Annotated in this window: 19 protein-coding genes; 14 read left to right on the top strand and 5 right to left on the bottom strand. The window is 65.8% G+C overall.

The genetic code is table 11. The features are described from left to right. Nucleotides 1–6 precede the first annotated feature (6 nt). Nucleotides 7–888, bottom strand: a complete 882-nt coding sequence (locus DM450_RS09240; protein WP_142634246.1) for an alpha/beta fold hydrolase — start codon at nucleotides 886–888, stop codon at nucleotides 7–9. A gap of 177 nt (nucleotides 889–1,065) precedes the next feature. Between DM450_RS09240 and trxB the strand changes: the two genes are divergently transcribed. Then, on the top strand, nucleotides 1,066–2,034 hold the full coding sequence (gene trxB, locus DM450_RS09235; protein ID WP_142634244.1) for a thioredoxin-disulfide reductase: 969 nt from the start codon (nucleotides 1,066–1,068) through the stop codon (nucleotides 2,032–2,034). Nucleotides 2,035–2,230: 196 nt separating this feature from the next. On the opposite strand, the gene DM450_RS09230 is transcribed toward trxB, so the two are convergent. From DM450_RS09230 to DM450_RS09215, 4 genes are read right to left on the bottom strand one after another with little or no spacing between them, the layout of a single operon-like run. Further along, nucleotides 2,231–3,022 carry a hydrolase 1, exosortase A system-associated gene (locus tag DM450_RS09230; protein WP_142634242.1) on the bottom strand — a complete coding sequence of 264 codons (792 nt, stop codon included), beginning with the start codon at nucleotides 3,020–3,022 and terminating at the stop codon, nucleotides 2,231–2,233. Next, nucleotides 3,019–3,693 (bottom strand): hypothetical protein, encoded by a 675-nt coding sequence (locus DM450_RS09225; protein ID WP_142634240.1) that lies wholly within the window; start codon nucleotides 3,691–3,693, stop codon nucleotides 3,019–3,021. Before DM450_RS09225 ends, DM450_RS09230 begins: the two co-directional genes overlap by 4 nt. Before the next feature lie 25 nt (nucleotides 3,694–3,718). Then, nucleotides 3,719–3,982 carry a phosphopantetheine-binding protein gene (locus DM450_RS09220; RefSeq protein WP_142634238.1) on the bottom strand — a complete coding sequence of 88 codons (264 nt, stop codon included), beginning with the start codon at nucleotides 3,980–3,982 and terminating at the stop codon, nucleotides 3,719–3,721. 39 nt (nucleotides 3,983–4,021) lie between these two features. Further along, nucleotides 4,022–5,035, bottom strand: a complete 1,014-nt coding sequence (locus tag DM450_RS09215; RefSeq protein ID WP_142634236.1) for a GNAT family N-acetyltransferase — start codon at nucleotides 5,033–5,035, stop codon at nucleotides 4,022–4,024. Between the two features lie 35 nt (nucleotides 5,036–5,070). Here DM450_RS09215 and DM450_RS09210 point away from each other — a divergent pair, with 35 nt between their 5' ends. The 13 genes from DM450_RS09210 (at nucleotide 5,071) to DM450_RS09150 (ending at nucleotide 23,516) form a co-directional block, all read left to right on the top strand. Further along, on the top strand, nucleotides 5,071–6,618 hold the full coding sequence (locus DM450_RS09210) for an acyl-CoA ligase (AMP-forming), exosortase A system-associated (RefSeq protein WP_142634234.1): 1,548 nt from the start codon (nucleotides 5,071–5,073) through the stop codon (nucleotides 6,616–6,618). Beyond that, on the top strand, nucleotides 6,615–7,841 hold the full coding sequence (locus tag DM450_RS09205; RefSeq protein ID WP_142634232.1) for a pyridoxal-dependent decarboxylase, exosortase A system-associated: 1,227 nt from the start codon (nucleotides 6,615–6,617) through the stop codon (nucleotides 7,839–7,841). Before DM450_RS09210 ends, DM450_RS09205 begins: the two co-directional genes overlap by 4 nt. A 169-nt stretch (nucleotides 7,842–8,010) precedes the next feature. After that, nucleotides 8,011–8,655 (top strand): XrtA/PEP-CTERM system exopolysaccharide export protein, encoded by a 645-nt coding sequence (locus DM450_RS09200; protein ID WP_142634230.1) that lies wholly within the window; start codon nucleotides 8,011–8,013, stop codon nucleotides 8,653–8,655. A gap of 16 nt (nucleotides 8,656–8,671) precedes the next feature. After that, a complete protein-coding gene (locus tag DM450_RS09195; protein WP_142634228.1) occupies nucleotides 8,672–10,192 on the top strand; it encodes an XrtA system polysaccharide chain length determinant in 1,521 nt (506 codons plus the stop codon). Nucleotides 10,193–10,203: 11 nt separating this feature from the next. Then, complete coding sequence (locus DM450_RS09190; protein ID WP_409529355.1) at nucleotides 10,204–11,334, top strand: capsular biosynthesis protein; 1,131 nt, start codon at nucleotides 10,204–10,206, stop codon at nucleotides 11,332–11,334. Then, nucleotides 11,331–13,049: a preprotein translocase subunit YajC gene (locus DM450_RS09185; protein WP_260610354.1), complete on the top strand. Its 1,719-nt coding sequence runs from the start codon at nucleotides 11,331–11,333 to the stop codon at nucleotides 13,047–13,049. The genes DM450_RS09190 and DM450_RS09185 overlap by 4 nt, the downstream gene beginning before the upstream one ends. Nucleotides 13,050–13,072: 23 nt before the next feature. Next, nucleotides 13,073–14,302, top strand: coding sequence for an XrtA/PEP-CTERM system-associated ATPase (locus tag DM450_RS09180; protein WP_142634224.1), 1,230 nt, complete (start codon nucleotides 13,073–13,075; stop codon nucleotides 14,300–14,302). 35 nt (nucleotides 14,303–14,337) lie between these two features. Beyond that, a complete protein-coding gene (locus DM450_RS09175) occupies nucleotides 14,338–15,207 on the top strand; it encodes an XrtA system polysaccharide deacetylase (RefSeq protein ID WP_142634222.1) in 870 nt (289 codons plus the stop codon). Further along, nucleotides 15,204–16,277 (top strand): FemAB family XrtA/PEP-CTERM system-associated protein, encoded by a 1,074-nt coding sequence (locus DM450_RS09170; protein ID WP_142634221.1) that lies wholly within the window; start codon nucleotides 15,204–15,206, stop codon nucleotides 16,275–16,277. The genes DM450_RS09175 and DM450_RS09170 overlap by 4 nt, the downstream gene beginning before the upstream one ends. After that, entirely contained in the window at nucleotides 16,274–17,500 is a 1,227-nt protein-coding gene (locus DM450_RS09165; RefSeq protein ID WP_142634219.1) for a TIGR03087 family PEP-CTERM/XrtA system glycosyltransferase, read from the top strand. The genes DM450_RS09170 and DM450_RS09165 overlap by 4 nt, the downstream gene beginning before the upstream one ends. Then, nucleotides 17,490–19,049 carry an exosortase A gene (gene xrtA, locus DM450_RS09160; protein WP_260610351.1) on the top strand — a complete coding sequence of 520 codons (1,560 nt, stop codon included), beginning with the start codon at nucleotides 17,490–17,492 and terminating at the stop codon, nucleotides 19,047–19,049. The genes DM450_RS09165 and xrtA overlap by 11 nt, the downstream gene beginning before the upstream one ends. 11 nt (nucleotides 19,050–19,060) lie before the next feature. Beyond that, nucleotides 19,061–20,956 (top strand): XrtA/PEP-CTERM system amidotransferase, encoded by a 1,896-nt coding sequence (locus DM450_RS09155; RefSeq protein ID WP_142634217.1) that lies wholly within the window; start codon nucleotides 19,061–19,063, stop codon nucleotides 20,954–20,956. Nucleotides 20,957–21,215: 259 nt separating this feature from the next. Then, nucleotides 21,216–23,516, top strand: coding sequence for an EAL domain-containing protein (locus DM450_RS09150; RefSeq protein ID WP_142634215.1), 2,301 nt, complete (start codon nucleotides 21,216–21,218; stop codon nucleotides 23,514–23,516). Nucleotides 23,517–24,192 lie beyond the last annotated feature (676 nt).

The following is a 24,192-nucleotide window of genomic DNA, read 5'->3' as shown; positions in this document are numbered from 1 at the left end:
CAGCGCTCATCCGCTTGCGAGGAACGCCTTCACGTCGGCCATGAAGCGGTCGAACTGGTCATGGTGCAGCCAGTGTCCGGCATCCTCGTACTCGATCAGGCGGGCGGTCGGGAAGTGGTCTATCCGGCCATCGGTCGAGGGGCTCTGCGCAAAGCTGTTCTTTCCCCAGAGCATCAGGATCGGGCAGGTGATCGCCTGCCACAGGTCGATCACGTCGCTGGTGGGCATGTCGGCCGCCGACCAGACGTTGACGTAGTTGTCGAACTTCCAGCTCCAGGTGCCGTCCTCGTTGCGGTTGGTGCCATGGATGGTGAGGTGGCGGGCCTGATCGTCGGTGAGGAAGGAATTTTCTTCCTTCATGCGCTCATAGGCGTCGCGCCGGGTGGCGTACTTGCGCGGGGAGCGACCGGCGGCCTTGCGCTTGTCGTCGATCCATTGGCGCATGCGCACGACCACCCCGCGTTCCTCCATCTGCTGGCGGATGTGCCTGGGCGGACCGAGCCCCTCGATATTGACCAGCTTGTCCACCTTCTCGGGAAAGAGGCCGGTGAAGCGGGTGGCGACATTGCCGCCCAGAGAATGGGCGACGATCGTGACTTTCTCATGCCCCAGCGTGTGCACGAGCTGCGCGAAATCATAGACCATCGCGTCCATGCTGTAATGGCCTTCGGGCGACCATTCGGAATCGCCATGGCCGCGCAGGTCCGGGCAGATCACGTGCCAGTCGCGCCGCAATTCCTCGGCTACCCAGTCCCAGCTGCGGCAATGGTCGCGCCCGCCGTGCTGGAGGATCAGCGGCGGCGCTTCGGCATTGCCCCAGTCGACATAGTTGAGCCGCAGGCGCTGCGAGACGAAGTGGTTGGAAGTAGGCCCGAGTTGATAGTCCATGCCCCAGCGTGAGCCGCCGCGTGGGGCCCGTCAACCACGGCGAAGCGATGATTTGCGGGGATCAAGTATTTCCATGAGGCGCGCAACGCTTGGCAAACCGGGGGTCTTGCCCCTATCTCGCGCCCCGACGATTTTCACGCATCGCATTCTTTGAGATCAAGGCCGGAGGCTTCGTAAATGGCGACCACGCACAAGACCCGCATGCTCATCATCGGCTCCGGCCCCGGCGGCCTGTCCGCCGCGATCTACGGCGCCCGCGCGGGCATGCAGCCGATCGTGGTGCAGGGTCTCCAGCCCGGCGGCCAGCTGACCATCACCACCGATGTCGAGAACTATCCCGGCTTCCGTGAAGTGATCCAGGGCCCCTGGCTGATGCAGGAAATGGAGGCGCAGGCCGTCCATGTCGGCACCCGCATGATGTACGACGTGATCACCTCGGTCGACCTCGAAGGCCCGACCTTCAAGGCGATCGGCGATTCGGGTGATATTTACGAAGGCGAAACCCTCGTCATCGCCACCGGCGCGCAGGCGCAGTGGCTGGGCGTTCCGGGTGAGCAGGAACTGTCGGGCAAGGGCGTTTCGGCCTGCGCCACGTGCGACGGCTTCTTCTATCGCGGCAAGAAGGTCGTGGTCATCGGCGGCGGCAACACCGCGGTCGAGGAAGCGCTCTACCTCACCAACCACTCCGACGAAGTGACCCTGATCCACCGCCGCGACACGCTGCGCGCCGAAAAGATCCTGCAGGACCGCCTCTTCGCCAACCCGAAGATCAAGGTCGTGTGGAACCAGCGCGTCGAGCGTTTCCTGGACGGTGCGAACGGCGAACTGCGCGCGCTGGCCCTGATCGACACCCAGACCGGCGAGCAGAGCGAGATCCTCACCGACGGCGCTTTTGTCGCCATCGGCCACGCCCCGGCGACCGAACTGTTCAAGGGCAAGCTGCCGATGGACGAAACCGGCTACCTGCTGGTCGAACCCGGCACGCCCAAGACCGAAATCCCGGGCGTTTTCGCGTGCGGCGACGTGATGGACCACACCTACCGCCAGGCGATCACCGCCGCCGGTACGGGCTGCATGGCCGCGCTCGATGCCGAGCGCTACCTCGCCCACCGCGACTTCGCCGAAGCGGCGAAGGTCGAGGCATAAGATTGGGCGCGGCGGGAGAGTGCGGCTTTCCCGCCCCGTTCGATCATCGCTCGATATAAATCGCTCCGCGTGCCTTGACCCAAATTCCGTCATCCCCGCGAAGGCGGGGATCCCGCTTGTTCTTGAGACGTAGCGCGGACGAAGCGGGGCCCCCGCCTTCGCGGGAGCGATGGAGTTGGGATAGGAGGCGACTGGTTCAGCGCGCTGCCACGGCCTCAAGACATTCCAGCACCTGATCTACCAACCAGTCCTGCGCCATCGGCTCGACAAAGCTATGCGAAGCCTCTGCGCATAGCTGCAGGCGGGCGTCCGCCCTGTTCCAGTTCGCCACGAAGGCGAGACCGGTGCGATCCCGCTCCGCGACCAGAAACCGGATTGGCCCCGCGAAGTCCGCAATTCCCACTGCTATCTCGGCCGCGAGTCCCTTCGGCATAGCCGGAGCCGGACGTGCAGCCGCTAGCAAGCTACGCAGCAGCGGCCCAACCGCGACTTTGCCGCTAAGCAGCCGCTTCAAGGCTGCCGGATCGGCAAGCCTGCGCCGATAGTGATCGCGCACGACTTCGGCGGGCGCCTCGTCGGCGGCGTCCTCGTCGAACGTCCAGGGGTTGGACAGCACCAGCCCGTCCAGACCGGCCCCACCGGCGAGCATCAGCGCACTCGCCGCATCGCAGTTCCCGAATGCGACCACGCGCGAGACGTGTGGGCACTGCGCGCGAAGGGCGGCCAGCGCGGCGGCCATGTCCGGCGCGCTGGAGCGGAAGCCCCGGTTGTCACCCTCACTGTCCCCCACGCCGCGCCGGTCGAAGCGCAGCACCGGATAGCCCTCGGCAGCGATCCGGGCGGCGAGAAGGGCCTGTCCGTTCCATGCCCCGGCCCGCGTCTCGTTGCCGCCGGAAACGATCAGCAGGGCCGTGGTGCCCGGCGCTTCGTCGAGGGTTGCCACAAGCTGCGCCCCCTCGCAGGCAAAGGTCAAATGCCGCCGGGTCATCCGCGCATCCCTTCGACCAGCAGCGCGGCGAGGGCATCGGCTTGCGCGCCGTCCTCGTCCGGCTCGGCCCGCAGCCACAGGCCGCTGCCGCCCAGTTGCTCCTGGGTGATGATCGGGACGGCGGGATCGGGCGCAAAGGCTTCCAGGTCGCGGAACAGCGCCGGGCCCAGCGCATGACCGGCCAGCACGATGCCATGGTCCTGCGCCGCCTCGGTCAGCGCCTCGCGCTTCTCGTCCAGGCCTGCCTCCCGGCTCGCCAGGATGCGGGCCCGGATCATCGCGCGCAGGATATTGGCGCCTTTGACGGGTGCATAATGCCATGCGGGTAGCCCTGCGGGCGTGAACAGGCAGCCGCCGCGCAGCGCCAGCACATGCGTTGCGCGGAAATGATCGGCCGCCGCCGTCATCGAAGCGCGCCATGTCTCGGCGTCCTGATCGCCAAGCGGGCGCAGGCTTTCGTTGGTGCCGGGAAAGTCGGGCAGGAAGCTATCGATACCGCCCCTGTCGAGCCGGCGCATCACCTCCGCGCAGAACCGCCGCAAGCGGTTTGCCTCCTCGAACAGGGCCGGGATGATCAGCAGGCGCAAGGCGCGGCCGGAATCGCAGGCGAGGGCGTATTCCTCGCCGGTTCCCCCATGAGGCAAAGGGCAGGGCCAGAGGTGGGGGGTCATCGGTCGATCCCCCCATGAAGACCGCTCAGGCGGCGGTGCGCTTGGCCTTGGCAAAGTCCAGCAGGCCGCCGAACGTCTCCAGCATCTCGCCGTCGATCTCGTCGTCCTCGATGATGATGTCCAGCCGGTCTTCCAGCTCGGTCAGGAGACCCGCGACGGCCATCGAATCGAGCTCGGGCAGGTGTCCGAACAGGCCGGTATCGGCTTGGAAAGTCTCGGCTTGTCCCTGCTTCAGACCCAGCACATCGGTCAGGATGCGGCGCAGCAGCAGGTCGGTGTCGTCTTGCATGGCCCCTCTCTTCGGGCATTGTCTTAACCTTTCGCGCCTCTAGCCGCGCTTCGCGGCTGCGGCAAGGCGCCGCGCGCCGTGTTTGGCGATTGCCCGCCAGATTCTGGGCCAGTTTCTGGGATCGAGCGGGCGGTAGATGTCCAACCTGTACCGCGGCCGCACAATTTCCATCCAGTCGCGCTTGTAGGGATCGTCGCCGGTGCCGAAGTCCACGAGGTCGACCTTGTCGATGTCGATGACATGACGGAACAGCGCCGCGCTCAGCACCGATCCGGGCGAGAGCGCCTTGGCGCTTTCGCGGTGGGCGAGCTTGTGGATCCACGCGGTGCCTCCTTCCACGGTCCACATCTGCGCCGCCACCGCCTCACCGCCTGCATGGGCAACGCCAAGACGCAGACGCCCGGCCTTGCCCTCGGCAACCGCAAAGGCGCGCAGGAAAGCGGGGCTGCCCTCGGCGTCTTTCCAGCTTTCGGCATAGATCTCTTCGTAGGCCGACCATGCCCCGGCATCGAAGTGATCGAAGATCGTCGTCGCGACTTTGCCCGACTTGCGTTTCAGCGTCGTGCGCAGCGGGCCGGGGCGCGAGGCGAGATAGTCCTCATAATCGCGCCCACCAACCGGCAGTACATGATTGGAATCGCAGACTTCACGCAAGACGACCCATCCCGCCTTGCGGAAGGCGCGGGAAAGCACGCTGGCACTGTCGTCCTCGTCAGGAATGCCTTGCAGCGAGACGCGGTGCGTGGACCGGGCGAGGTCTCGCGCCAGCGCGGTCAGCAACCGTTCGTCGGATAGCAGTGGCCGAAAACGAAAGGTGTACCAGTTTGATAGAGAGATGATCTCAGAATGATTCGAGGTTAGTGGCAGCACCGCGATGTCGCTGACGGTGCGCGCCGTGGCGATCAGCGGAGCAAGGTCGCAGTGCTCGGCCAGCATCGTGAACCACTCCAGCCGGTCGAAAGGTGCGTGCTGGTTGCTCTCGGAAAGCCACAGCGCTAGCTGGCCGTCCGATTGCACTTGCTTAAGATCGCGGTGATAATCGATCTTTACCACGTAGCCATAAACCTCTTGCGGAGCCTTCCCTCGACATGAGCGGCATTGCCGAAAACCCGATCTTGCCGCTCGACCATCTGGCGCTGCGCGGGAGCGACGGTGCCCCCGCACTGGTGTTGCGCGGCGAGACGCTGGACTACAAGGCCTTAAGATCGCGTGTCTCGCGTCTTGCCGCATGGCTGGCGCAGGAAATTCCCGAAAAAGGCGCGCGTGTCGCGACCTGGGCGGCCAAGGGGGAAGTGACCTGCCTGATGCCGCTGGCGGCCGCGCGGGCGGGACTGGTCCATGTTCCGATCAATCCCCTGCTCAAGCATGCGCAGGTTGCCCATATCCTGGCCGATAGCGGCGCGGTGATGCTGATCGCTACGCCCGCCCGGTTGGCGACGCTGGGCGAAGGGGATGTGCCCGATACTTGCCAGCGTTTCGAGGAAGGTGCCGCACTCGCCGCCGCCGAAGCGCTGGGCGGCAACCTGCCGCCGTCCGCGGCCGATCCCGATGACCTTGTCGCGATCCTCTACACCAGCGGTTCCACCGGGCGGCCCAAGGGCGTGATGCTCAGCCATGCGAACCTCTGGCTGGGTGCCGATGCGGTCCATGACTATCTCGGACTGGCGGCGGACGACCGGACGCTGGCGGTGATGCCGCTGTCTTTCGATTATGGGCAGAACCAGTTGCTCTCGACCTGGCATGCCGGGGGCTGCGTGGTGCCGCTCGACTACCTGATGCCGCGCGACGTCGTGAAGGCGGTGGAACGCCATGACATCACCACGCTCGGCGCGGTGCCGCCGCTCTGGGTGCAGATCACCGAGGTCGACTGGCCTGCCGGGACCGCCGCGAAACTGCGGCGCCTCACCAATACCGGCGGTGCGCTGACGGTCGACCTCGTCCGCCGCATGCGCAGTCTGTTCCCGGACGCGCGCCTTTTTGCGATGTACGGCCTGACCGAGGCTTTCCGCTCGACCTATCTCGATCCCGCCCTGATCGACAGCTATCCGACGTCGATGGGCAAGGAAATTCCCCACGCAGAAGTCCTTGTAATCAATGATTTGGGCGAAGTTTCTCAGGATGATGAGGAAGGCGAGCTGGTCCATTCCGGGCCGCTCGTGGCGCAAGGCTACTGGCAGGACCCGGAGCGCACGGCGGAACGCTTCAAGCCTGCTCCGGCGGCGTCGCGTTATGGCGGCATGGCGGTGTGGTCGGGCGACCGGGTTCGGCGCGATGCCGAGGGGCTGCTCTATTTTGTCGGCCGCCGTGACGCCATGATCAAGTCGGCGGGCAATCGCATCAGCCCGCAGGAAGTCGAGGAGGCTGCGCTGGCGACCGGGCTGGTGCTCGAAGCCGCGGCGCTGGGGGTGCCCGATCCCAGGCTGGGTCAGGCGGTCCACCTTGTTGTCCGGGGGGCTTCGGAAAGTTCGGAACGGGAACCAGAATTGCTGCGCAAGCTCAAGGAAGATTTGCCGAATTTTATGATCCCCAAGGCCATCCACTGGCGCAAGGCGATGCCGATCGGCCCCAATGGCAAGATCGACCGCACCGGGCTGGCGGCCGAATTGGCGGCCCAATTGGCGGGAGCGGTTTCGTGAAGCCGCTGGGGCCGATCCCGGCAGGCTATGATGCGATTGGCGGCGTGCTGGCGGTCGGCGGCAGGCCGGTGACCGATTGGGTGGAACAGGCCGGCGATACGCCCTTGTTCCTCTACAGCGCCGATCTGGTCCGCCAGCGGGTGGCGCAGTTGCGCGCGGCGATGCCGGCGCGGCTGGCGCTGCATTACGCGGTGAAGGCCAATCCCTTCGCGCCGGTGCTGGGCTTGATGAGCGGGCTGGTCGACGGGTTCGATATCGCCTCGGGCGGCGAACTGGAGATTCTGCGCGGCGCGGGAATCGAGCCCGGCAAAGTCAGCTTTGCCGGGCCGGGCAAGCGCGACCGCGAACTGGAAGCGGCCATTTCAGCAGGCGTGACGCTCAATCTGGAATCCGAAGCCGAAGCACGGCGGGCATTTGCGATCGGCGAGAAACTTGGCCGCACGCCGCGTCTGGCCATTCGCGTGAACCCGGATTTCGACCTCAAGGGGTCGGGCATGAAGATGGGCGGCGGTGCCAAGCCATTCGGCATCGATGCCGCGCGGGTGCCGGCACTGGTCCGCGAGGTCGCCGCCAGCGGGGCCGAGTGGCGCGGCTTCCATATCTTTGCGGGGTCGCAGGCGCTCGACGGGGCCGCGATTGCCGAAACCCAGGGGCAGGCACTCGACCTTGCCGCGCGGCTGGCGGAGGAAAGCGGTGTGGCGCTGCCGCACTGCAATCTCGGCGGCGGGCTGGGAATTCCCTATTTCCCGGGCGACGTCCCGCTCGATCTCGCGCTGGTGGGCGAGCGTTTGGGCGCACGTTTCGAATCCCTGCCCGACAGCCTCGCCCAGACCGATTTCTGCATCGAACTCGGCCGCTATCTGGTGGGCGAGGCGGGCGTCTACATCGCCCGCGTGGTCGACCGGAAGGAAAGCCATGGCGAGATTTTCCTCGTCACCGATGGCGGGCTGCATCACCAACTGGCGGCTTCCGGCAACTTCGGCACCGTGGTGCGGCGCAATTATCCATCCGCCATCGCCACCCGCTTTGGTGCCCCGGTGGAGGAGGAGGCCTCGATCGTCGGTTGCCTGTGTACCCCGCTCGACAAGCTGGCGGACAAGGGCGGTTTCCCGCGCGCCGAAGTGGGAGACCTGATCGCGGTGTTCTGTGCGGGAGCTTACGGAGCCAGCGCCAGTCCGGCCGCGTTTCTGGGGCAGGGGCCGGCCCGGGAAATGCTGGTTTGAAAGCGCGTTAACACAAATGAATGACCTGTCTCATTTTGGGACTTTCGCGGATGCGGGGTAATTTGGCTAACGCAATGTTCACCCTTTTAACCGATAGCGGAGGCTGAATTCTGCCATATCCGCGATCGGGAAGCATCCGGTCGGGAGCTGGTGCTGGAGGGAAGAACCTATGTCGTACCCCCGTTTTGCCCGACTTCTCGGAGGCGCCGCGCTGGCCAGCACGGTGCTCGCCGGGTGCGCGGGCGGGGCCTCGCATCCCGAATTGCCGCCCGCGCAGTTCGTGGCGATGCAGGAAGGCCCCGGCGAGGAATACGTGATCGGCCCGCTCGATCAGCTCACGATCTTTGTCTGGCGCAATCCGGAACTCGGGGCGAAAGTGCAGGTGCGGCCCGACGGGCGCATCACCACCCCGCTGATCACCGACATGCCCGCCGTCGGCAAGACGCCGGCGATGCTGGCCGAGGATATCCGCCTCCAGCTCTCGCAGTACATCCAGGATCCCCTCGTCTCGGTGATCGTCGATGGTTTCGCGGGCACGTTCAGCCAGCAGATCCGCGTGGTCGGCGCTACCGAAAAGCCCGCGTCGATCCCCTATCGCGCCAACATGACCGTGCTCGACGCGATGATCGCGGTGGGCGGTCTGTCGGAATACGCTGCCGGAAACCGCGCCAAGCTGATCCGTTTCGACAAGTCCAGCGGCACCCAGAAGGAATATGCCCTGCGGCTCGGCGACTTGCTCAAGAAGGGCGACAGCAAGGCCAACGTGATGCTGAGCCCGGGCGATGTGATCATCATTCCCGAGAGCATGTTCTGAGGAAGGCGCGGGGGAGATGAACGGCCTTTACGAAGAACTGATGGGGGCGATCTACAGCGTCTGGCACCGGCGCTGGATCGCGCTGGCCGTTGCCTGGACGGTCTGTCTTGCCGGTTGGCTGGCGGTGGCCCTGATCCCCAACGCCTACGAATCGCAGGCGCGTATCTTCATCCAGCTGGACGATGCCCTGGCCGAGCAGGTCGGCATCGGCGTGGCCGACAAGAAACGCGACATCGAACGTATCCGCCAGACCCTGACCAGTGCGGTCAATCTGGAAAAGGTCGTGCGCGGCACCCGCCTTGGCAACACCATCGCCTCGCCCAGCCAGATGGAGCAGGCCGTGCTCCAGCTGGGCAACAAGGTGAAGGTCGTCAGCCAGGAGGACAATCTTTTCGAGATCAGCGCCACGGCCGACTACCGCTCGTTCTCGGATGCCGAAAACGCCACGCTCTCGCGCGAGATCGCCCAGAAGATGATCGACATCTTCCGCGAGGAAAACCTTTCGGGCGACAAGGGCGACATGGTCGAGACGATCAGTTTCGTGAACCAGCAGCTGCGCCAGCGCGAGAAGGAACTGGAAAGCGCCGAACAGCGCCGCACCGCCTTCGAGGCGCAGCATCCCGAACTGGCGCAAGGCGGCGTGGCGGTGGTGCAGCGGCTCGATGCCTCGCGCACCCAGCTGCGCGACGTCGAGGCCGATCTCATCGCCGCGCAGAGCGCGCTGGCGGCCATGGACGGCCAGCTCTCCAGCATCCCGCGCACGATCCCGGGGGCGGGCGGCGGCGGGGCGGGGGCGGCGCTATCCCGTGCACAGGCGGACCTCGCCTCGATGCGCGCGCGGGGCCTGACCGACAATCACCCCGACGTGATCGCCGCACGCAACCAGATCGCCGCGCTCAGGGGACCGGCCGCGCAGGAGGCGGCCAGCGGCAGCGGCACGCCGAACCCGGCCTACAGCTCGCTGCAGTCGATCCGGGCGGAGCGCCAGGCATCGGTGCAGGCGCTGCTTGCCCGCAAGGCCGGGCTCCAGTCCGACATCGCCTCGCTGACGGCATCGGCGATCCAGGACCCGGAACTGGCGACCCAGGCCCAGCGCATCAACCGCGACTACGACGTGCTCAAGGACCAGTACGACAAGCTCCTGCAGGACCGCGAGGAACTGCGCCTGCGCGGCGAAGTGAAGACCGGGCGCGAGGCGGTGAAGTTCCAGGTCGTCGATCCGCCGACGAGCCCGCGCAAGCCGGTGGCACCCAACCGCCCGCTGCTGCTGCTGGGCGTGCTGATCGCCGGTATCGGCGGCGGCTGCGTGGCGGCCTTTGCGCTCGGCAAGGTGCGTTCGGTGTTCGCTACCAGCGCAGGCCTCGAAAAGGCGACCGGGCTGCCGGTGCTCGGCGCGATCTCGCAGCACATGACCGATAGCGCGCGCGCCTTGCGCTGGCGCGGGATCAAGCTGTTCTGCGGTGCCGGCGCGGCGCTTTGCGGTCTTTTTGTTGTCCTGCTCGCGGTGGAGTTCATCCAGCGCGGCACGGTGACGTAAGGGACGTGACGATGACGGATCAGAGCAGCGTTGCCCGGAGCACCCCCATCATGCCCGACGACACCGAACCCAAGCCCCGCCCCCGCGAGTCCTTGCTCGAGCGGGCGGCAGGCCGCTTCGATTTTGCGCGCGTGACGCCGCCGGTGGTTCCTCCAGTGGCGCCGCCGGTCGCTGGCCCGGTGCCTCGCCCAGAGCCTCGCCCAGAGCCTCGCCCAGAGCCTCGCGGCGCCCTTGCGCCGGCAGTTCAGCCGATGGCGGAAGTGCCTGCCGCTGACATTCCCGAAGCCGCTCCAATTCCTGAAGCCGCCCCGGCAGAGCCGGCAGCGCCGCTCATGGCGACGCCGCCGGAGGCCGCCCCGTTCGCCCGTCCGCTTGCCGATGCCAGATTGCTTCCGGTGGTCTTTTCCGGTCCCCGCCACCCGGTGGACCGTGAGCATTTGCGCGCGCAGGGGCTGATCGAGCCGGAAGGCGCGGTAAGCGCGCTCCTCGAAGAGTTCCGTATCGTCAAGCGCCGGTTGCTGGTCCAGGCCGCCGACCTGCGCCGCCAGAACGCCGGTCCCGCCGCCCAGCGCATCCTGATCGGCTCGCCGCATCCGGGCGAGGGCAAGACCTACTGCGCGCTCAATCTCGCACTCGCGATCGCGGCGGAGAAGGAAAGCGAGGTGCTGCTGGTCGATGCCGACTTCGCCAAGCCCTCGATCCTCTCGGCGCTGGGGCTGCCGGGCGGCCCGGGCCTGATGGACGCACTGATGGACGAGCGCATCGACGTCGCCGACTGCGTGCTGGGCACCGACGTGCCCGGTCTCTGGGTGCTGCCCGCGGGCGATACCACCGTCAACGACAGCGAATATCTGTCCTCCTCGCGCGCGGCGGAAGTGCTGAACCGGCTGACCGAGGGCACCACGCGCCGCATCGTCATCTTCGATTCCCCGCCTGCGCTGGCCGCATCGCCCGCCGCCGAATTGGCCAAGCATGTCGGCCAGGCGGTCGTGATCGTGCGGGCGGACCGCACCGGGCAGGGCGCCATCGACGATGCGGTGTCGCTGCTGGCGGCCTGTCCCAACGTGCAACTGCTGCTCAACGGGGCACAGTTCAGCCCGAGCGGACGGCGCTTCGGTGCCTACTATGGGTATAGCGGATGAAGCCTGTCCATTTTCTCTCCTGCCTGGCCGGTGTGCTGGGGGCGGCGCTGCTGGCTCCCTCGGGCGGCGCGGCGCAGACGATCGGTTACGATGCGACCACTCCGAGCGGTGGCGCAAGCGCTGAGGGCGATGCCGTGTCCGACAAGGCATCCCGCCGCAGCGGGAACGGCCAGAAGGGCGCACGCCGCCTGGAAGTCACGCCCTACATCGAAGTCGACCAGGTCGTCACCGCCGAACTTTCGCCGGGCAATGACGTGCTGACCTGGACGCAGCTTTCGGTCGGCGCCGATGCCAGCATATCGGGGCGCAACAACGCGCTGTCGGCCTCGGTCCGCTACCAGAAGCAGATCGGCTGGGGCAGGGCGCGGGACGGGGACATCATCAGCGGCGTCGCGCGCGGTTATACCACGCTGCTGCCCGGCCTGACGCTGGAGGCAGGGGCGCTCGCCACCCAGGCGCGTGTCGGGAACGACGGTTCGGCCCTGTCCGGCGGCCTCGTGCCGGGCTCCTCGCGCACCAACATCTATTCGGTCTACGGCGGCCCGTCGTACCAGACGCGCGCGGGCGACATCGATCTCAAGGCGAACTACCTGCTCGGCTATACGCAGGTGGAGCAGCCCAATGCCTACGTGGTCGCGCCGGGCAGCGATGCCGCCGACATCTTCGATCACAGCGTGTCGCAGATGGCCAATGTCGAGGCCGGGGTGAAGCCGCATGTGGTGGCCCCGGTCGGGCTCGGCGTCGGCGGCAGCTTCTATCAGGAGGACGTCTCCAACCTCGACCAGCGCGTGCGCGACCTGCAGGGGCGGGCCATGGTCACGGTGCCGGTCAGCCGCACCGTGCAGGTGGTCGGTGCGCTGGGTTACGAGGATGTCGAGGTCTCCAGCCGCGACGTCCAGCGCGATGCCGAGGGCAACCCGGAGATCGGCAGCAACGGCCGCTACAAGACCAACAAGAGCGCGCCGCGCGAACTGGCCTACGACGTCAGCGGCCTGCTGTGGGATGCGGCGGTGATGTGGCGGCCGAGCCCGCGCACGTCGCTTTCGGCCCATTTCGGGAGGCGGTACGGCGGCACGGCCTATGGCGGCACGCTGGCCTGGGCGCCCAACGACCGCAGCAGCCTGAGCCTGGCGGTCTACAACAACCTTTCGGCCTTCGGCGGCCAGCTCAACCGGACGCTCGATTCGCTGCCGGACGATTTCACGGTGGTGACCAATCCGGTGACGGGTGACTTGCGCGGCTGCGTGTCCTCGACGGATGGCGGCAACTGCCTTTCGGGCGCGCTGGGCTCGGTGCGTTCGGCGGTGTTCCGTTCGCGTGGGTTCGCGGCGAGCTATGCCACCCGGATCGGCCGTCTCGATGCCGGGATCGGCCTCGGTTACGACCGGCGCAGCTATATTGCGCGGGAAGATTCCATCCTCGCCGCCGCCAACGGCGTGGTCGACGAGAACTGGTGGCTGAGCGCCTACCTGTCCGGCCGCCTCGGCCGCGAGGCGGGCTGGTCGACAAGTGTCTATGCCAACCTGCTGTCCAGCAACGATCCGCTGACCGGAGACAGCATGGGCTATGGCGGCAGCATCTCGTATTATCGGATGCTTGCGCGGCGATTGCGCGCTACTCTGGCCGTGAGCATCGACGGATCGAGCCGCGATGACGCCTTGATCGACGATTACTGGACCGCATCGGCCCTCGCCGGGCTGCGGTACAGTTTTTAAGAATTTCGCGGGAGAACAGCGAAATGTTCGAAGACTTCTACGGGCTCAGGGCGAGGCCTTTCCAACTCACCCCCGATCCGGCGTTCTATTTCGAGAGCGCGACGCACCGCAAGGCGCTGTCCTACCTGGGCTACGGTCTGGCGCAGGGGGAGGGCTTCGTGGTCATCACCGGCGAAGTCGGTGCGGGCAAGTCGACATTGGTCGCGCACCTGATGGCGACCATCGATCCCGCGCGGCTCACCGCCGCGCTGGTCGTGACCAGCGCGCTCGACGGCGAGCAGATCGTCCATGTCGTCGCACAGGCCTTCGGGCTGGCGGTCGAAGGCCATGACAAGGCCTCGGCGCTCGGCGCGATCGAGAGTTTCCTCCACGCCGAGGCACGGGCCGGACGGCGCTGCCTGCTGATCGTCGACGAGGCACAGAACCTCTCGGTCGCGGCGATCGAGGAACTGCGCATGCTGTCCAACTTCCAGCTTGGCGCGCATCCGCTGCTGCAGACCCTGCTGCTGGGCCAGCCGGAGTTCCGCCAGCTGCTGCTTGAAAGCGACCAGCTCGAACAGCTGCGCCAGCGCGTGATCGCGACCCATCACCTGACCGCGATGACCGCCGGGGAAGTGCGCGGTTATATCGAGCACCGTCTTGCCTGTGCCGGATGGCAGGGCAGCCCGAGCTTCGACGAGGCGGTCCACGCCCGCATCCATGCCGCCACCGGTGGCATCCCGCGCCGGATCAACCAGGTGCTCAACCGCCTGCTGCTGCTCGGCGCCGTCGAACAGCGTTCGCGGATCGAGGTGGCGATGCTGGAGGAAGTGCTGGGCGAACTGGATGACGACGGCGCGATCGCGCTGGTCGCTCCCCAGGCCAGGGCGGCGCAACCGCTTCAGGCGGCGCCGGCCGCTACCGTAGCCGAACAGGTCGCACAGGCGCCAGTCGTCTCCGGCCTCGACGCGGCGGCGGCGGCGGCGATGATCGAAGCGGCGCTGGCGCACCGCGATGCCCAGATCGACGAACTGCAGCAGGCCGTGCTGGAAGTCGCCGCTTCTGCCGAACATGCGCGTCGGGTTGCATCCGAAAGCGGTGCTTCGGCGCCCGACGGCACGCCGGCTGCCGCGCTGCAGGAGCAGCTTGCCGATGCCCGGGCGCACATCGCCCGCCTTGAAGCGCGGATCGAGGAGCAGGAGGCCACGCTGCGCCACATGCTGACGATGCTGATCGAATGGTTCGAGGGCGGCGAGCAACGCGCCGCCGCCTGACGGCACCCGAGAACAGAGCACACGGAGTGCGAGACATGACGGACACGCGGCCGGTCAATGCGCTTACGGTCGATGTCGAGGACTGGTTTCAGGTCGGTGCCTTCGAGACCGTGATCGACCGCGCGGACTGGCCTTCGCTGCCCTGCCGCGTCGAGCGTAACTGCGAGGAGATCCTGGCGCTCTTTGCCGAGGCGGGCGTTGTCGGCACGTTCTTCACGCTGGGCTGGATCGCCGAGCGCCATCCGGCGGTCGTGCGGCGCATCGTCGAGGCGGGGCACGAGATCGCCAGCCATGGCTGGGATCATGAGCGCGTGTTCCGCATGGACGCGCGCCGCTTCGGGGAAGACCTGTCGCGCGCCCGCCGCACCATCGAGGATGCGGCGGGCGCGGCGGTCACCGGTTACCGCGCGCCGAGCTTTTCGATCGACGCGCGCACGCCCTGGGCCTTCGATGTGCTGGCCGAGCAGGGCTACCGCTATTCCTCCAGCGTCGCGCCGGTCGTGCACGATCATTACGGCTGGCGCGAGGCGCCGCGGTTTGCGTTCCATCCGCTCCCCGGCCGCGATTTTGTTGAAATCCCGGTGACCACGGCACTGTTCGCCGGGCGCCGGCTGGCGGCGGGCGGCGGCGGTTTCTTCCGGGTGCTGCCTTATGGTTTCTCGCGCTGGGCGATCCGGCAGGTGAATGGCGAGGGGCGCCCGGCGATTTTCTATTTTCACCCCTGGGAAATCGATCCCGGCCAGCCGCGTGTCGACAAGGCGCCGCTGCGCTCGCGGCTGCGCCACTATACCAATCTCGGCGTGATGGCCGACAAGCTGCGGCGGCTGGTGGGGGAATTCCGCTGGGGCCGGATGGACGAACTGGCCGCGCGTGAAGCCCTGCGGGCGACGGCGCTGGCCGCATGAACGCGCCCTTCGTGCTGCCAGGCAGCATGCGCCTGCTCGATCTCGACGATCCCGGCGAACTGGCGCGGATCGAGGGCTTTCTCGCCCGGCATCATGGTGCGTCCGCGTTCCACCGGCCCTGCTGGTTCGTCTCGGTGGCCCGCGCCACCGGCAATCGCGCGCTGGCTCTGGTGCAGGAACGCGGGGGCGAGATCGTTGCTTTCCTGCCGCTCGATGCCATCCATTCGCCGGTCTTCGGACGCCTGCTCGCCTCCAGCGGCTTTGCCGTCGGCGGCGGCCTGCTGACCACCCCGGACGCGGACGAGGGGGCGGTCTTTGCGGCGCTGGAGGAACTGGCGCTGCGCCTCGCGTGCCCGTCGATCGAACTGCGCGGAGGCGTGCTGCCCGAAGCCCTCGGCGGCTGGACACACAAGCGCGAAAGCCACTGCAACTTCGCGCGCGCGCTGGCGGCGGACGACGAGGCCGAATTGCTCGCCATTCCCCGCAAGCAGCGGGCGGAAGTGCGCAAGGGCCTGGCGGGCGATCTGCAAATCGAGACCGGCCGCGGCGAGCGGGACCGGGCGGCGCACTATGCCGTCTTTGCTGAAAGCTATCGCAATCTCGGCACTCCGGTATTCCCGCGCGCGCTGCTCGATTCGGTGATCGACGGTTTTGGAGACGATGCCGACATCCTCACCGTGCGCCATGGCGGAGAACCGGTGGCCAGCGTTATCACGCTCTATCACCGCGGCGCCGCAATGCCCTACTGGGGCGGCGGCACCCATGCCGCACGAGGGCTGCGCGCCAACGACCGCATGTATTTCGAACTCATGCGACACGCCCGCGCGCGCGGCTGCAGCCATTTCGATTTCGGCCGCTCGAAAACCGGCAGCGGGGCCTATCATTTCAAGCGCAACTGGGGCTTCGAACCCGAGCCGTTGAGCTACGCCAACTGGACGGCCCCGGGCGCGAAAAAGCGCGATGCCGATCCAACCAGTGCCGGGCTCTCGTTGCAGATCAGGCTGTGGCAAAAATTGCCGCTTGCGGTGGCCAATCGGCTGGGGCCGCTGATCGCCCGGGGGATCGGATGATGGAAATCCTGTTCCTCGCCCACCGTATCCCGTTTCCGCCCGATCGCGGTGACAAGATCCGCTCCCATCACGTGCTTAGGTGCCTTTCAGCCCTGGCTCAGGTGCATCTAGGTTGCTTTGCGGATGACCCCGAAGACCGCGCCTGCGAAGGCGATCTGGCGGCCATGGCGACCAGCCACCTGCTGCTCGAACGCCGCAAATCCCTGCCGGTCGCGGGGCTTGAGGCGTTGGCCGGCGGGCTGCCGATCAGCGTCACCGCGTTTCGCGACCGCCGCATGGCACGCTGGGTGGAAAAGACCCTCCAGGCGCGTCCGATCGGTGCTATCTATCTGTTTTCCGGGCAGATGGGGCAATATGTACCCGATGGTTTTTCCGGCCGCGTGATCGCCGATCTGGTCGATGTCGATTCGGCCAAGTTCGAGGCCTATGGCGCTGCGGGACGAGGTTTCCGGGCCTGGATGGAACGCCGTGAAGGCCGCCTGCTGCGTGCCGAGGAAAGCCGGATCGCCCGCCGCTCCCACACCACGCTACTGGTCAGCGAAGCCGAGGCTGCCCTGTTCCGTCAGCGCCTTGATGATCCGCGATGCGCGGTCGCTGCACTGGGCAACGGGATCGACAGCGCGGTCTACCATCCCGCCGCGGTCATACCGGAACCGGCGATGGCGGGCTGGCCCGCGCCGCGCCTCGTGTTTACCGGACAGATGGACTACGCGCCCAACATCGCCGCCGCAGAGCGGGCGATCAGTCGGATCATGCCATTGGTTCGTAAGCGCTTTCCTGGCGCAAGCTTCCATGTCGTAGGGCGCAATCCCCCGCCGTCTCTGACCCGCCATGACGGGCAGGACGGCATCCGCATCTGGGGGCGTGTCGCCGACGTGCGGCCTTTCCTGGCAGCCGCCGACATGGCGCTGGTGCCGCTCGAAATCGCGCGCGGCGTGCAGAACAAGGTGCTCGAGGCGATGAGCATGGGCTTGCCGGTGGTGCTGTCGCCGGGGGCAGCCACGGGTATCGGGGCGCAGGATGGCCGGGAATTTCTGGTTGGAACCGACGATGCTGCCCTTGCAGAAGCGATCTGCGCGCTGGCCGGTGCGCCGTCGCGGGCGCGCAGCATCGGCCTTGCGGCGCGAGGGTGGGTCGACGCCCACGCCGGATGGCCCGCTGCGCTTGCAGGGCTTCCCGCGCTATTGGGCTTGAGCAAGCCGGGCATCAGCGATGCCGCCTGAGACGATGCCGCTCGAAAATCGTTCATTCCTGCAGGCAATACCCGCCCCATGGCGCAAGGCGCTCCTGCGGTTGGCCGCGTCATGGCTGGCGCTGCTGGCGGTTTTTCACGCCGATTGGACCGCGATGGCCCGTCAGTGGTGGGACATATCGACCTACAATCATGTTCTGCTGATCCCGCCGATCATTGGCTGGCTGGTCTGGCAGCGGCGCGGCGAACTCGCGCGGTTGACGCCTTCGTGCTGGTGGCCCGGCCTGCTTGTCGTGGCAGGCGCTGCCTTCGTGTGGTTGCTGGGCGGCATTTCGGGGCTCGACCTGGCGCGGCAGGCGGGGGCGGTAGCGCTTTTGGGGGCGGTCGTTCCCCTGCTGCTGGGGCCGCAAGTGACGGCGGGGCTGCTGTTTCCACTCTGTTACATGGCTCTCCTGGTTCCTTTCGGCGAGGAACTGGTCGAAGTGCTGCAAACGGTGACAGCCAAGATCACCGTTGCACTTACCCATTTTTCGGGCATTCCGGCCCGGATCGACGGCGTTTTCATCGATACTCCGGCAGGCCTGTTCGAAGTGGCCGAGGCCTGCTCGGGCGTGAAGTTCCTGATCGCGATGTTTGCTTTTGGTGCGCTGGCCGCGAATGTGTGCTTCGTTCGCTGGCGCCGGCGTCTGGTGTTCATGGGCGCCTGTATTGTCGTGCCGATCCTTGCCAACGGCGCGCGGGCATGGGGAACGATCTATGCGGCGCAGTTCGTGGGCGCCCAGAAAGCCGCGGGTTTTGACCATATCGTCTATGGCTGGATATTCTTCGCACTGGTGCTTGCTGCGGTGATTGCCGGAGGCTGGCGTTTCTTCGATCGGCCGCTTGACGTGCCGATGATCGATGCCGCACGCATCGGGGCAAGTCCGTTCCTGTCCCGCATGGCGACCGCAACCATTGCCGCGACAGGTGCGTTGCTTGGTCTGGCTGCTCTGGTCGGTGCGGTCCTGTGTTGGGCGGTAATGGCAGAGCGGTTGGCGGCGCCGCTGCCTGCGGCCATAGACTTGCCCGAAGTTCCGGGATGGCACCGCGTCGATTATGCCCCGACGATCTGGTGGGAGCCGCGTGCGGGCGGCGCAGGCCACCGCCTGTTGGGACGTTATGCCGATGACAGGGGGCATGCCGTGGACGTCTTCTATGCACTCTATGCCGGGCAGGGCGAGGGGCGGGAGGCTGGCGGTTTCGGGGAAGGGGCGCTCATGCCATCCAGTCCCTGGGCCTGGCAGGGCAAAGGGCCGGACTTCGCGGATGCGCGCAGCGAGCGCCTGCTGGGACATGGCGCGGTCGAGCGATTGGCGGTGACGTGGTATCGCACCGGCCCGGTGACGACCGGGAGCAACTCGCGCCTCAAGCTGGCGGTAATCGCCGACCATCTGCTGCTGCGGGCGCGTCCGACTGCCATGCTCATCGTTTCCGCCGAAGAAGGCCATCATGGTCCTCGTGCTGCGGACGCGATTGGCCGGTTCCTTGCGGCGACGGGTTCCCCCGGTCCCTGGATGGACCGCACCGCCAAGCTCCGCTAGGCACGGCGCCTATGTGCGGGATAGCCGGTATCTACCATCTCGAAACGCCCAAGCCGGTTGATCCGGCGCGGGTCGAGGCCATGTGCGACGCGATAGCCCATCGCGGGCCGGACGGGCAGGGGATATGGACCGCACCCGGCGTGGCGCTTGGCCATCGCCGGCTGTCGATCATCGACCTTGAAGGATCTCCCCAGCCGATGGCCTCGCTCGACGGCCGGGCGATGCTGGTGTTCAACGGCGAGATCTACAATTTCCGGGAATTGCGCCGCGAATTGGCAGGCCATGGGGTGCACTTCCGTACCGAAGGGGACAGCGAGGTCATTCTTGCGGCGTGGCAGCGCTGGGGCCCCGAGTGCGTTACACGCCTCCACGGCATGTTCGCCTTCGCCATTTACGATCTGGACGCTCGCACGCTGTTCCTGGCGCGCGACCGGCTGGGCGTGAAGCCGCTCCACTACGCATCGCTGAGCGATGGGAGCCTGGTCTTCGGTTCGGAGCTTAAGGCCCTGTTGGCGCATCCCCTGCTGCGGCGCGAGGTCGATCCGCTGGCGGTCGAGGACTACCTTGCCTGGGGCCACGTGCCCGACACGCGCGCGATCCTCAAGGGCGTTTCGAAGTTGCCGGCCGGGCACTCGTTGCTGCTGCGCCATGGCGGCCCGGTGCCGAAGCCCGTGCAGTGGTGGGACGTTTCGTTTGCCGAGCGCCGCAAGGGCAAGGTCGCCGACCTGGAGGCCGAATTGCTCTACCTGATGCGCGAGGCCGTCACATCGCGCATGGTGGCGGATGTACCGCTGGGCGCATTCCTTTCGGGCGGGGTGGACAGTTCCAGCGTGGTGGCGCTGATGGCGGAAGTCAGTGCCCGTCCGGTGAAAACCTGCTCGATCGGTTTTGATGTCGCGGCGCTGGACGAGAGTTCCTATGCCGACGAAGTGGCCCGCAGGTTCGCCACCGATCATGTGTCGCGGCGGGTCTCGCCGGATGATTTTACGGCGATCGACCGCCTTGCCGCGATGTTCGACGAGCCTTTCGCCGACGCATCGGCCTTGCCGACCTGGCGGGTCTGCCAGCTGGCGCGCGAATCGGTGACCGTTGCCCTCTCGGGAGATGGGGCGGACGAGGCTTTTGCCGGCTACCGTCGGCACGTGTTCCAGCATGGCGAGGATCGGGTGCGGGCGCTGCTTCCGCAGGGACTGCGCGGTCCCGTGTTCGGCGCGCTCGGACGGGCTTGGCCGAAGGCGGATTGGGCGCCGCGGCCGTTGCGGGCCAAGGCGACGCTGCTCTCGCTCGCAGCGGACAGCGCTACCGGATACGCGCGCTCCATCGGTGTCACGTCGCCGGAACTGCGCGAAACGCTCTATTCCGAGACGTTTCAGCGCTTGCGGGGCGACTATCGTGCCGAGGACGGGGTGACGCAGCTCATGCGAGATGCACCTGCGCGGTCCGGGCTGGACCGCGCGCAGTATGCGGATCTCAAGCACTGGCTGCCCGGCGATATCCTGACCAAGGTCGACCGCACGAGCATGGCAGTCGGACTGGAAGCGCGCGAGCCGTTGCTGGACCACCGTCTGATCGAATTTGCCGCGAGCCTGCCCGAAGCGATGCGCGTGCAAGGGGGGCAGGGCAAGTGGCTGATGAAGCGGACGATGCGCCGCGTGCTTCCCGATCCTATTCTTTACCGTCCCAAACAGGGGTTCGTAACGCCGATCGCGCAATGGCTGCGCGGACCTTTGGCGGGAGCGGCCCGCGATATTGCCGCCAGTGCGGCACTCACCCGCACAGGGTGGTTCGATTCGCGGCGTATTTCTGAACTTGCCGAGGCGCATATCGGTGGAGTTTCGGACCATTCGAGACTCCTGTGGCAACTTCTGATGCTGGATAAGTCCCTTGCAGGTTTGGGAATCGCCTAGAACATGCGCCTGCCAAGCAATTCCATGGGGATGTTCACCCTGCGGGCAGTTGCGTGGTGGGCGCGATCATGCATCGTCACCAATCATCGTGAACGTGGATTAACCTAACCTATTCTTAGGATCTTCGGCTTAGGTCGAGTGTCCAGGCCTCATCACGGGACGTGCATGAAGACAGTAGGTCGCCAATGTCGGACGCAACAGCGCGTATATCTCGCGCCTCGCGAAACCGTGCGCGATGCAGCCATGGGTGAGAGTACCGATGGCTGACTTGCTCGCGCGCCTAGCCAAGATCTGGAAAAGCCCTCGGTTCAGGATCGTTTTCTGGGCGGCGTTCACCGGAGTGCTGTTTGGCGTCACAGAAGTCGGGTTGCCGTTGGAGGACGTCGCCGTCAACGGACGAACGATGTTGCGCAGCCATCCATCCGATGGCCAGATCGTGATCGTCCTGCAGGACGAGAGGACGCTCCAGGAACTGGGCACTTACGACATCACCCGCGGACAGGATGCGGCGACCGTACGCAACCTCTTTGCGAGCGGTGCCAAGCGCGTGTTTTTCGATCGGACGCTGGCCTACATCAATGAGGATAAGGGCACGAACGCCTTTATCGACACGCTCAAGGCCAATCAGGGCAGGATCTTTCTGGGTGCCTTGCCCAGCAGCGATGGTGCCCATGGCAATTATGCCGGCATGGTCCCGGCAGCGGCTTTCCGGGCGAACGTCGACGTCGTGTCCCTGCTGGCGCTCAACCACCCGTTCAATCTCAGCATGAGCCTTCCCTTCGCGTCGGACAGCCCGATCGGCAAGATCCCGGGATTGGCGGCCAGGATTGCCGGTGTGTCCGGTTCGATCGATCGCGTGTTCCGCCCCGACTATTCGATCGATCATACAACGATACCCACGGTAAGCTACGTCGATGTCATGAAGGGGCGTGCCGATCCGCGGATCGTGCGCGGCAAGGATATCATTATCGCGCCAAGCGCGGACGTCTATCATGACATTCATCCGCTGCCCACGCAGGGCTATACGCCGGGGGCGTTTTTCCATGCGATTGCGGCGGAGACGCTGAAGCAAGGTGTCCCGCTGGAATTGGGATGGCTTCCTGCGTTTCTGCTAGTGCTGGTCGTGATCATTACCGGCGTCGGCCGCGGGCGTTCGCTGGATATCTATCGCTTTACCGGGCTTGTGGCCATTCTTGTGGCTGCGCCGCTTGCGCTCGACGGGCTACGCATTCAGATCGACATCGTTCCCGCAATCGCGATGGCGGCAGTGGCGGTCTTCCGGATGCGGCATCTCGACAAGGTGGAAGTCGCGGGTGAAACCAATGCAGGGTCCGGCCTGCCGAGCGTGCAGGTACTGCGCAAGTATGACGCCGTTTCGAGCCGCATCCTGGTGGCGCTCAAGATACGCAACTATTCGGCGATTATTGGCAGTTTCGCAGGCGAGGTCGAGGCCCAGATCGCGCACGAAATCGTCCGGCGCATCCGCATCAGCGACAGCCAGGTGGTGGTCTATCACGAAGGCGGAATGTTCCTCTGGCTGTCGACCATCCGCAGTACCTTCGACCTGTTCGAGAATCTCGAGGGCCTCCACCGCATCGTTCAGAACGGCATTCAGGTCGGCGGGCTCGACATCGACCTGTCGTTCAACTGCGGTATTGATTCCGAATTCGACCGCCCGGTGTCGAGCCGTGTCGCCAGTGCCATGCAGTCGGCCGAGGAGGCGGTTCGCAACGATGAACTCGTCTACAAGTACGACAGCCACAAGCATGAGGCCCGTTGGGAAATCTCGTTGTTGACCCAACTCGACCGCGCCATCGACAATGGCGAGGTATGGGTCGCGTATCAGCCCAAGCTGGACGTCGCGTCCAATCGCGTGACCGGTGCCGAGGCACTGGTGCGCTGGACGCATCCCGAACGCGGGCCGATCAGCCCGGACAAGTTCATTCGCATCGCCGAGGAATTCCACCGGATCGAGCGTATCACGCGCTTTGTTGTCAACGATGCCGTTCGTGCCGCCGTCGAGCTTCGTCGTCAGGGCCTTGAACTCTCGATGTCGGTTAATATTTCGGCGCAGCTGCTGCGCAATCCGGGCTTGCCGGGCACGATTCTCGAGATTCTTGCCGTCCATGGGCTTGAGCCGGAGAAGCTTACGCTGGAGATCACGGAGACTGATCGTCTCGATCGCAGCTCGCGGACTTTTCAGATGTTGCAGAAGCTTGTCCAGGCAGGGCTGCGGCTCTCGATCGACGATTTCGGAACCGGCAACGCGACGATTGACTACCTGCGCTATCTGCCGGCCACGGAAGTCAAGATCGACAAGGTCTTCGTCCAGGCGATGGAGGCGAACAAGGAGGATCTCCTGCTGGTGCAGTCGATCGTCGAGATGGCGCACTCGCAGGACCGCACTGTTGTCGCTGAAGGCGTGGAAACCCTTGCCGCTCTCGAGATTCTCAAGGGCATGAACTGCGACACCATTCAGGGATACTACGTCTGTCGTCCCGTCCCATTCCGGGATTTGCTGGCTGAAATCAAGGAGCGGGAAGCGAGGCGAACTGGTTAAAAAAGTCTTGATGACCCTTTAACCTATTGTTATCCATTGTGTCAGCCGCGAAACAGCGGTGGTTCACATGGGGTAACTACAATGACCAAGGGTCTTTACAGCTGGTACTGGGGCGGCCTCGGCGGCCGTTAATCCTTTAAGTACTTTGCGGCGTTTCACGGTAATAACCGTGGAACGCCGTAACTAAATCAATAAAAATTGACGGAATTCTGGGAAATTTCGAGGCGTTGTCCTCCATCCTATCTCATGAATACCACCTTCAGGCAGCGCCCTCCTAAACGGATCGGGCGCTTTAATTTTGCTTGGGCCTGAGGTGATGAATGCGTGCGGCAAGCGTTTTCCCGATTTGCGCGTAATTGGTCTGGGGGCGGAGAATCGTTAACCGGGGGGAGCAGCGTTAACCCCATTGAAGCGCGGAGACGCTTCCCAAAGGCCGGATCGGGAGGGGCGTTTCAATATTTTAACGAATCGGTTGAGAGGAATGCGCTGATTGGCGCGATGCCTCTCGGCGGCCAATCGGTAGCGTGTTTACGCGACATGAAACTGGCGATTGTCGCAGGAAACACCAGGCTGCGATATTGCGGGCAAGGGCCAATGACGCCGTCAGGATGGTTGCCTGTGGAGCGGCGTGCAAAATTGACCCCCTTAGCGGGGTGATCGGCGTCTAAAATTGACC

The sequence above is a fragment of the Sphingomonas sp. IC081 genome, from assembly GCF_006874585.1.
Taxonomy (GTDB): domain Bacteria; phylum Pseudomonadota; class Alphaproteobacteria; order Sphingomonadales; family Sphingomonadaceae; genus Novosphingobium.
This window is presented reverse-complemented; position numbering and strand designations above follow the sequence as displayed.

Bases quoted from the DNA above. Each gene is read 5' to 3' on its own strand.
- DM450_RS09190 (WP_409529355.1), top strand. From the start codon at position 10,204: ATGACGGATCAGAGCAGCGTTGCCCGGAGCACCCCCATCATGCCCGAC.
- DM450_RS09170 (WP_142634221.1), top strand. From the start codon at position 15,204: ATGAACGCGCCCTTCGTGCTGCCAGGCAGCATGCGCCTGCTCGATCTC.
- DM450_RS09240 (WP_142634246.1), bottom strand. From the start codon at position 888: ATGGACTATCAACTCGGGCCTACTTCCAACCACTTCGTCTCGCAGCGC.
- DM450_RS09200 (WP_142634230.1), top strand. From the start codon at position 8,011: ATGTCGTACCCCCGTTTTGCCCGACTTCTCGGAGGCGCCGCGCTGGCC.
- xrtA (WP_260610351.1), top strand. From the start codon at position 17,490: ATGCCGCCTGAGACGATGCCGCTCGAAAATCGTTCATTCCTGCAGGCA.
- DM450_RS09230 (WP_142634242.1), bottom strand. From the start codon at position 3,022: ATGACCCGGCGGCATTTGACCTTTGCCTGCGAGGGGGCGCAGCTTGTG.
- DM450_RS09150 (WP_142634215.1), top strand. From the start codon at position 21,216: ATGGCTGACTTGCTCGCGCGCCTAGCCAAGATCTGGAAAAGCCCTCGG.
- DM450_RS09180 (WP_142634224.1), top strand. From the start codon at position 13,073: ATGTTCGAAGACTTCTACGGGCTCAGGGCGAGGCCTTTCCAACTCACC.
- DM450_RS09225 (WP_142634240.1), bottom strand. From the start codon at position 3,693: ATGACCCCCCACCTCTGGCCCTGCCCTTTGCCTCATGGGGGAACCGGC.
- DM450_RS09210 (WP_142634234.1), top strand. From the start codon at position 5,071: ATGAGCGGCATTGCCGAAAACCCGATCTTGCCGCTCGACCATCTGGCG.
- DM450_RS09155 (WP_142634217.1), top strand. From the start codon at position 19,061: ATGTGCGGGATAGCCGGTATCTACCATCTCGAAACGCCCAAGCCGGTT.
- DM450_RS09185 (WP_260610354.1), top strand. From the start codon at position 11,331: ATGAAGCCTGTCCATTTTCTCTCCTGCCTGGCCGGTGTGCTGGGGGCG.
- DM450_RS09175 (WP_142634222.1), top strand. From the start codon at position 14,338: ATGACGGACACGCGGCCGGTCAATGCGCTTACGGTCGATGTCGAGGAC.
- DM450_RS09220 (WP_142634238.1), bottom strand. From the start codon at position 3,982: ATGCAAGACGACACCGACCTGCTGCTGCGCCGCATCCTGACCGATGTG.
- DM450_RS09165 (WP_142634219.1), top strand. From the start codon at position 16,274: ATGATGGAAATCCTGTTCCTCGCCCACCGTATCCCGTTTCCGCCCGAT.
- trxB (WP_142634244.1), top strand. From the start codon at position 1,066: ATGGCGACCACGCACAAGACCCGCATGCTCATCATCGGCTCCGGCCCC.
- DM450_RS09195 (WP_142634228.1), top strand. From the start codon at position 8,672: ATGAACGGCCTTTACGAAGAACTGATGGGGGCGATCTACAGCGTCTGG.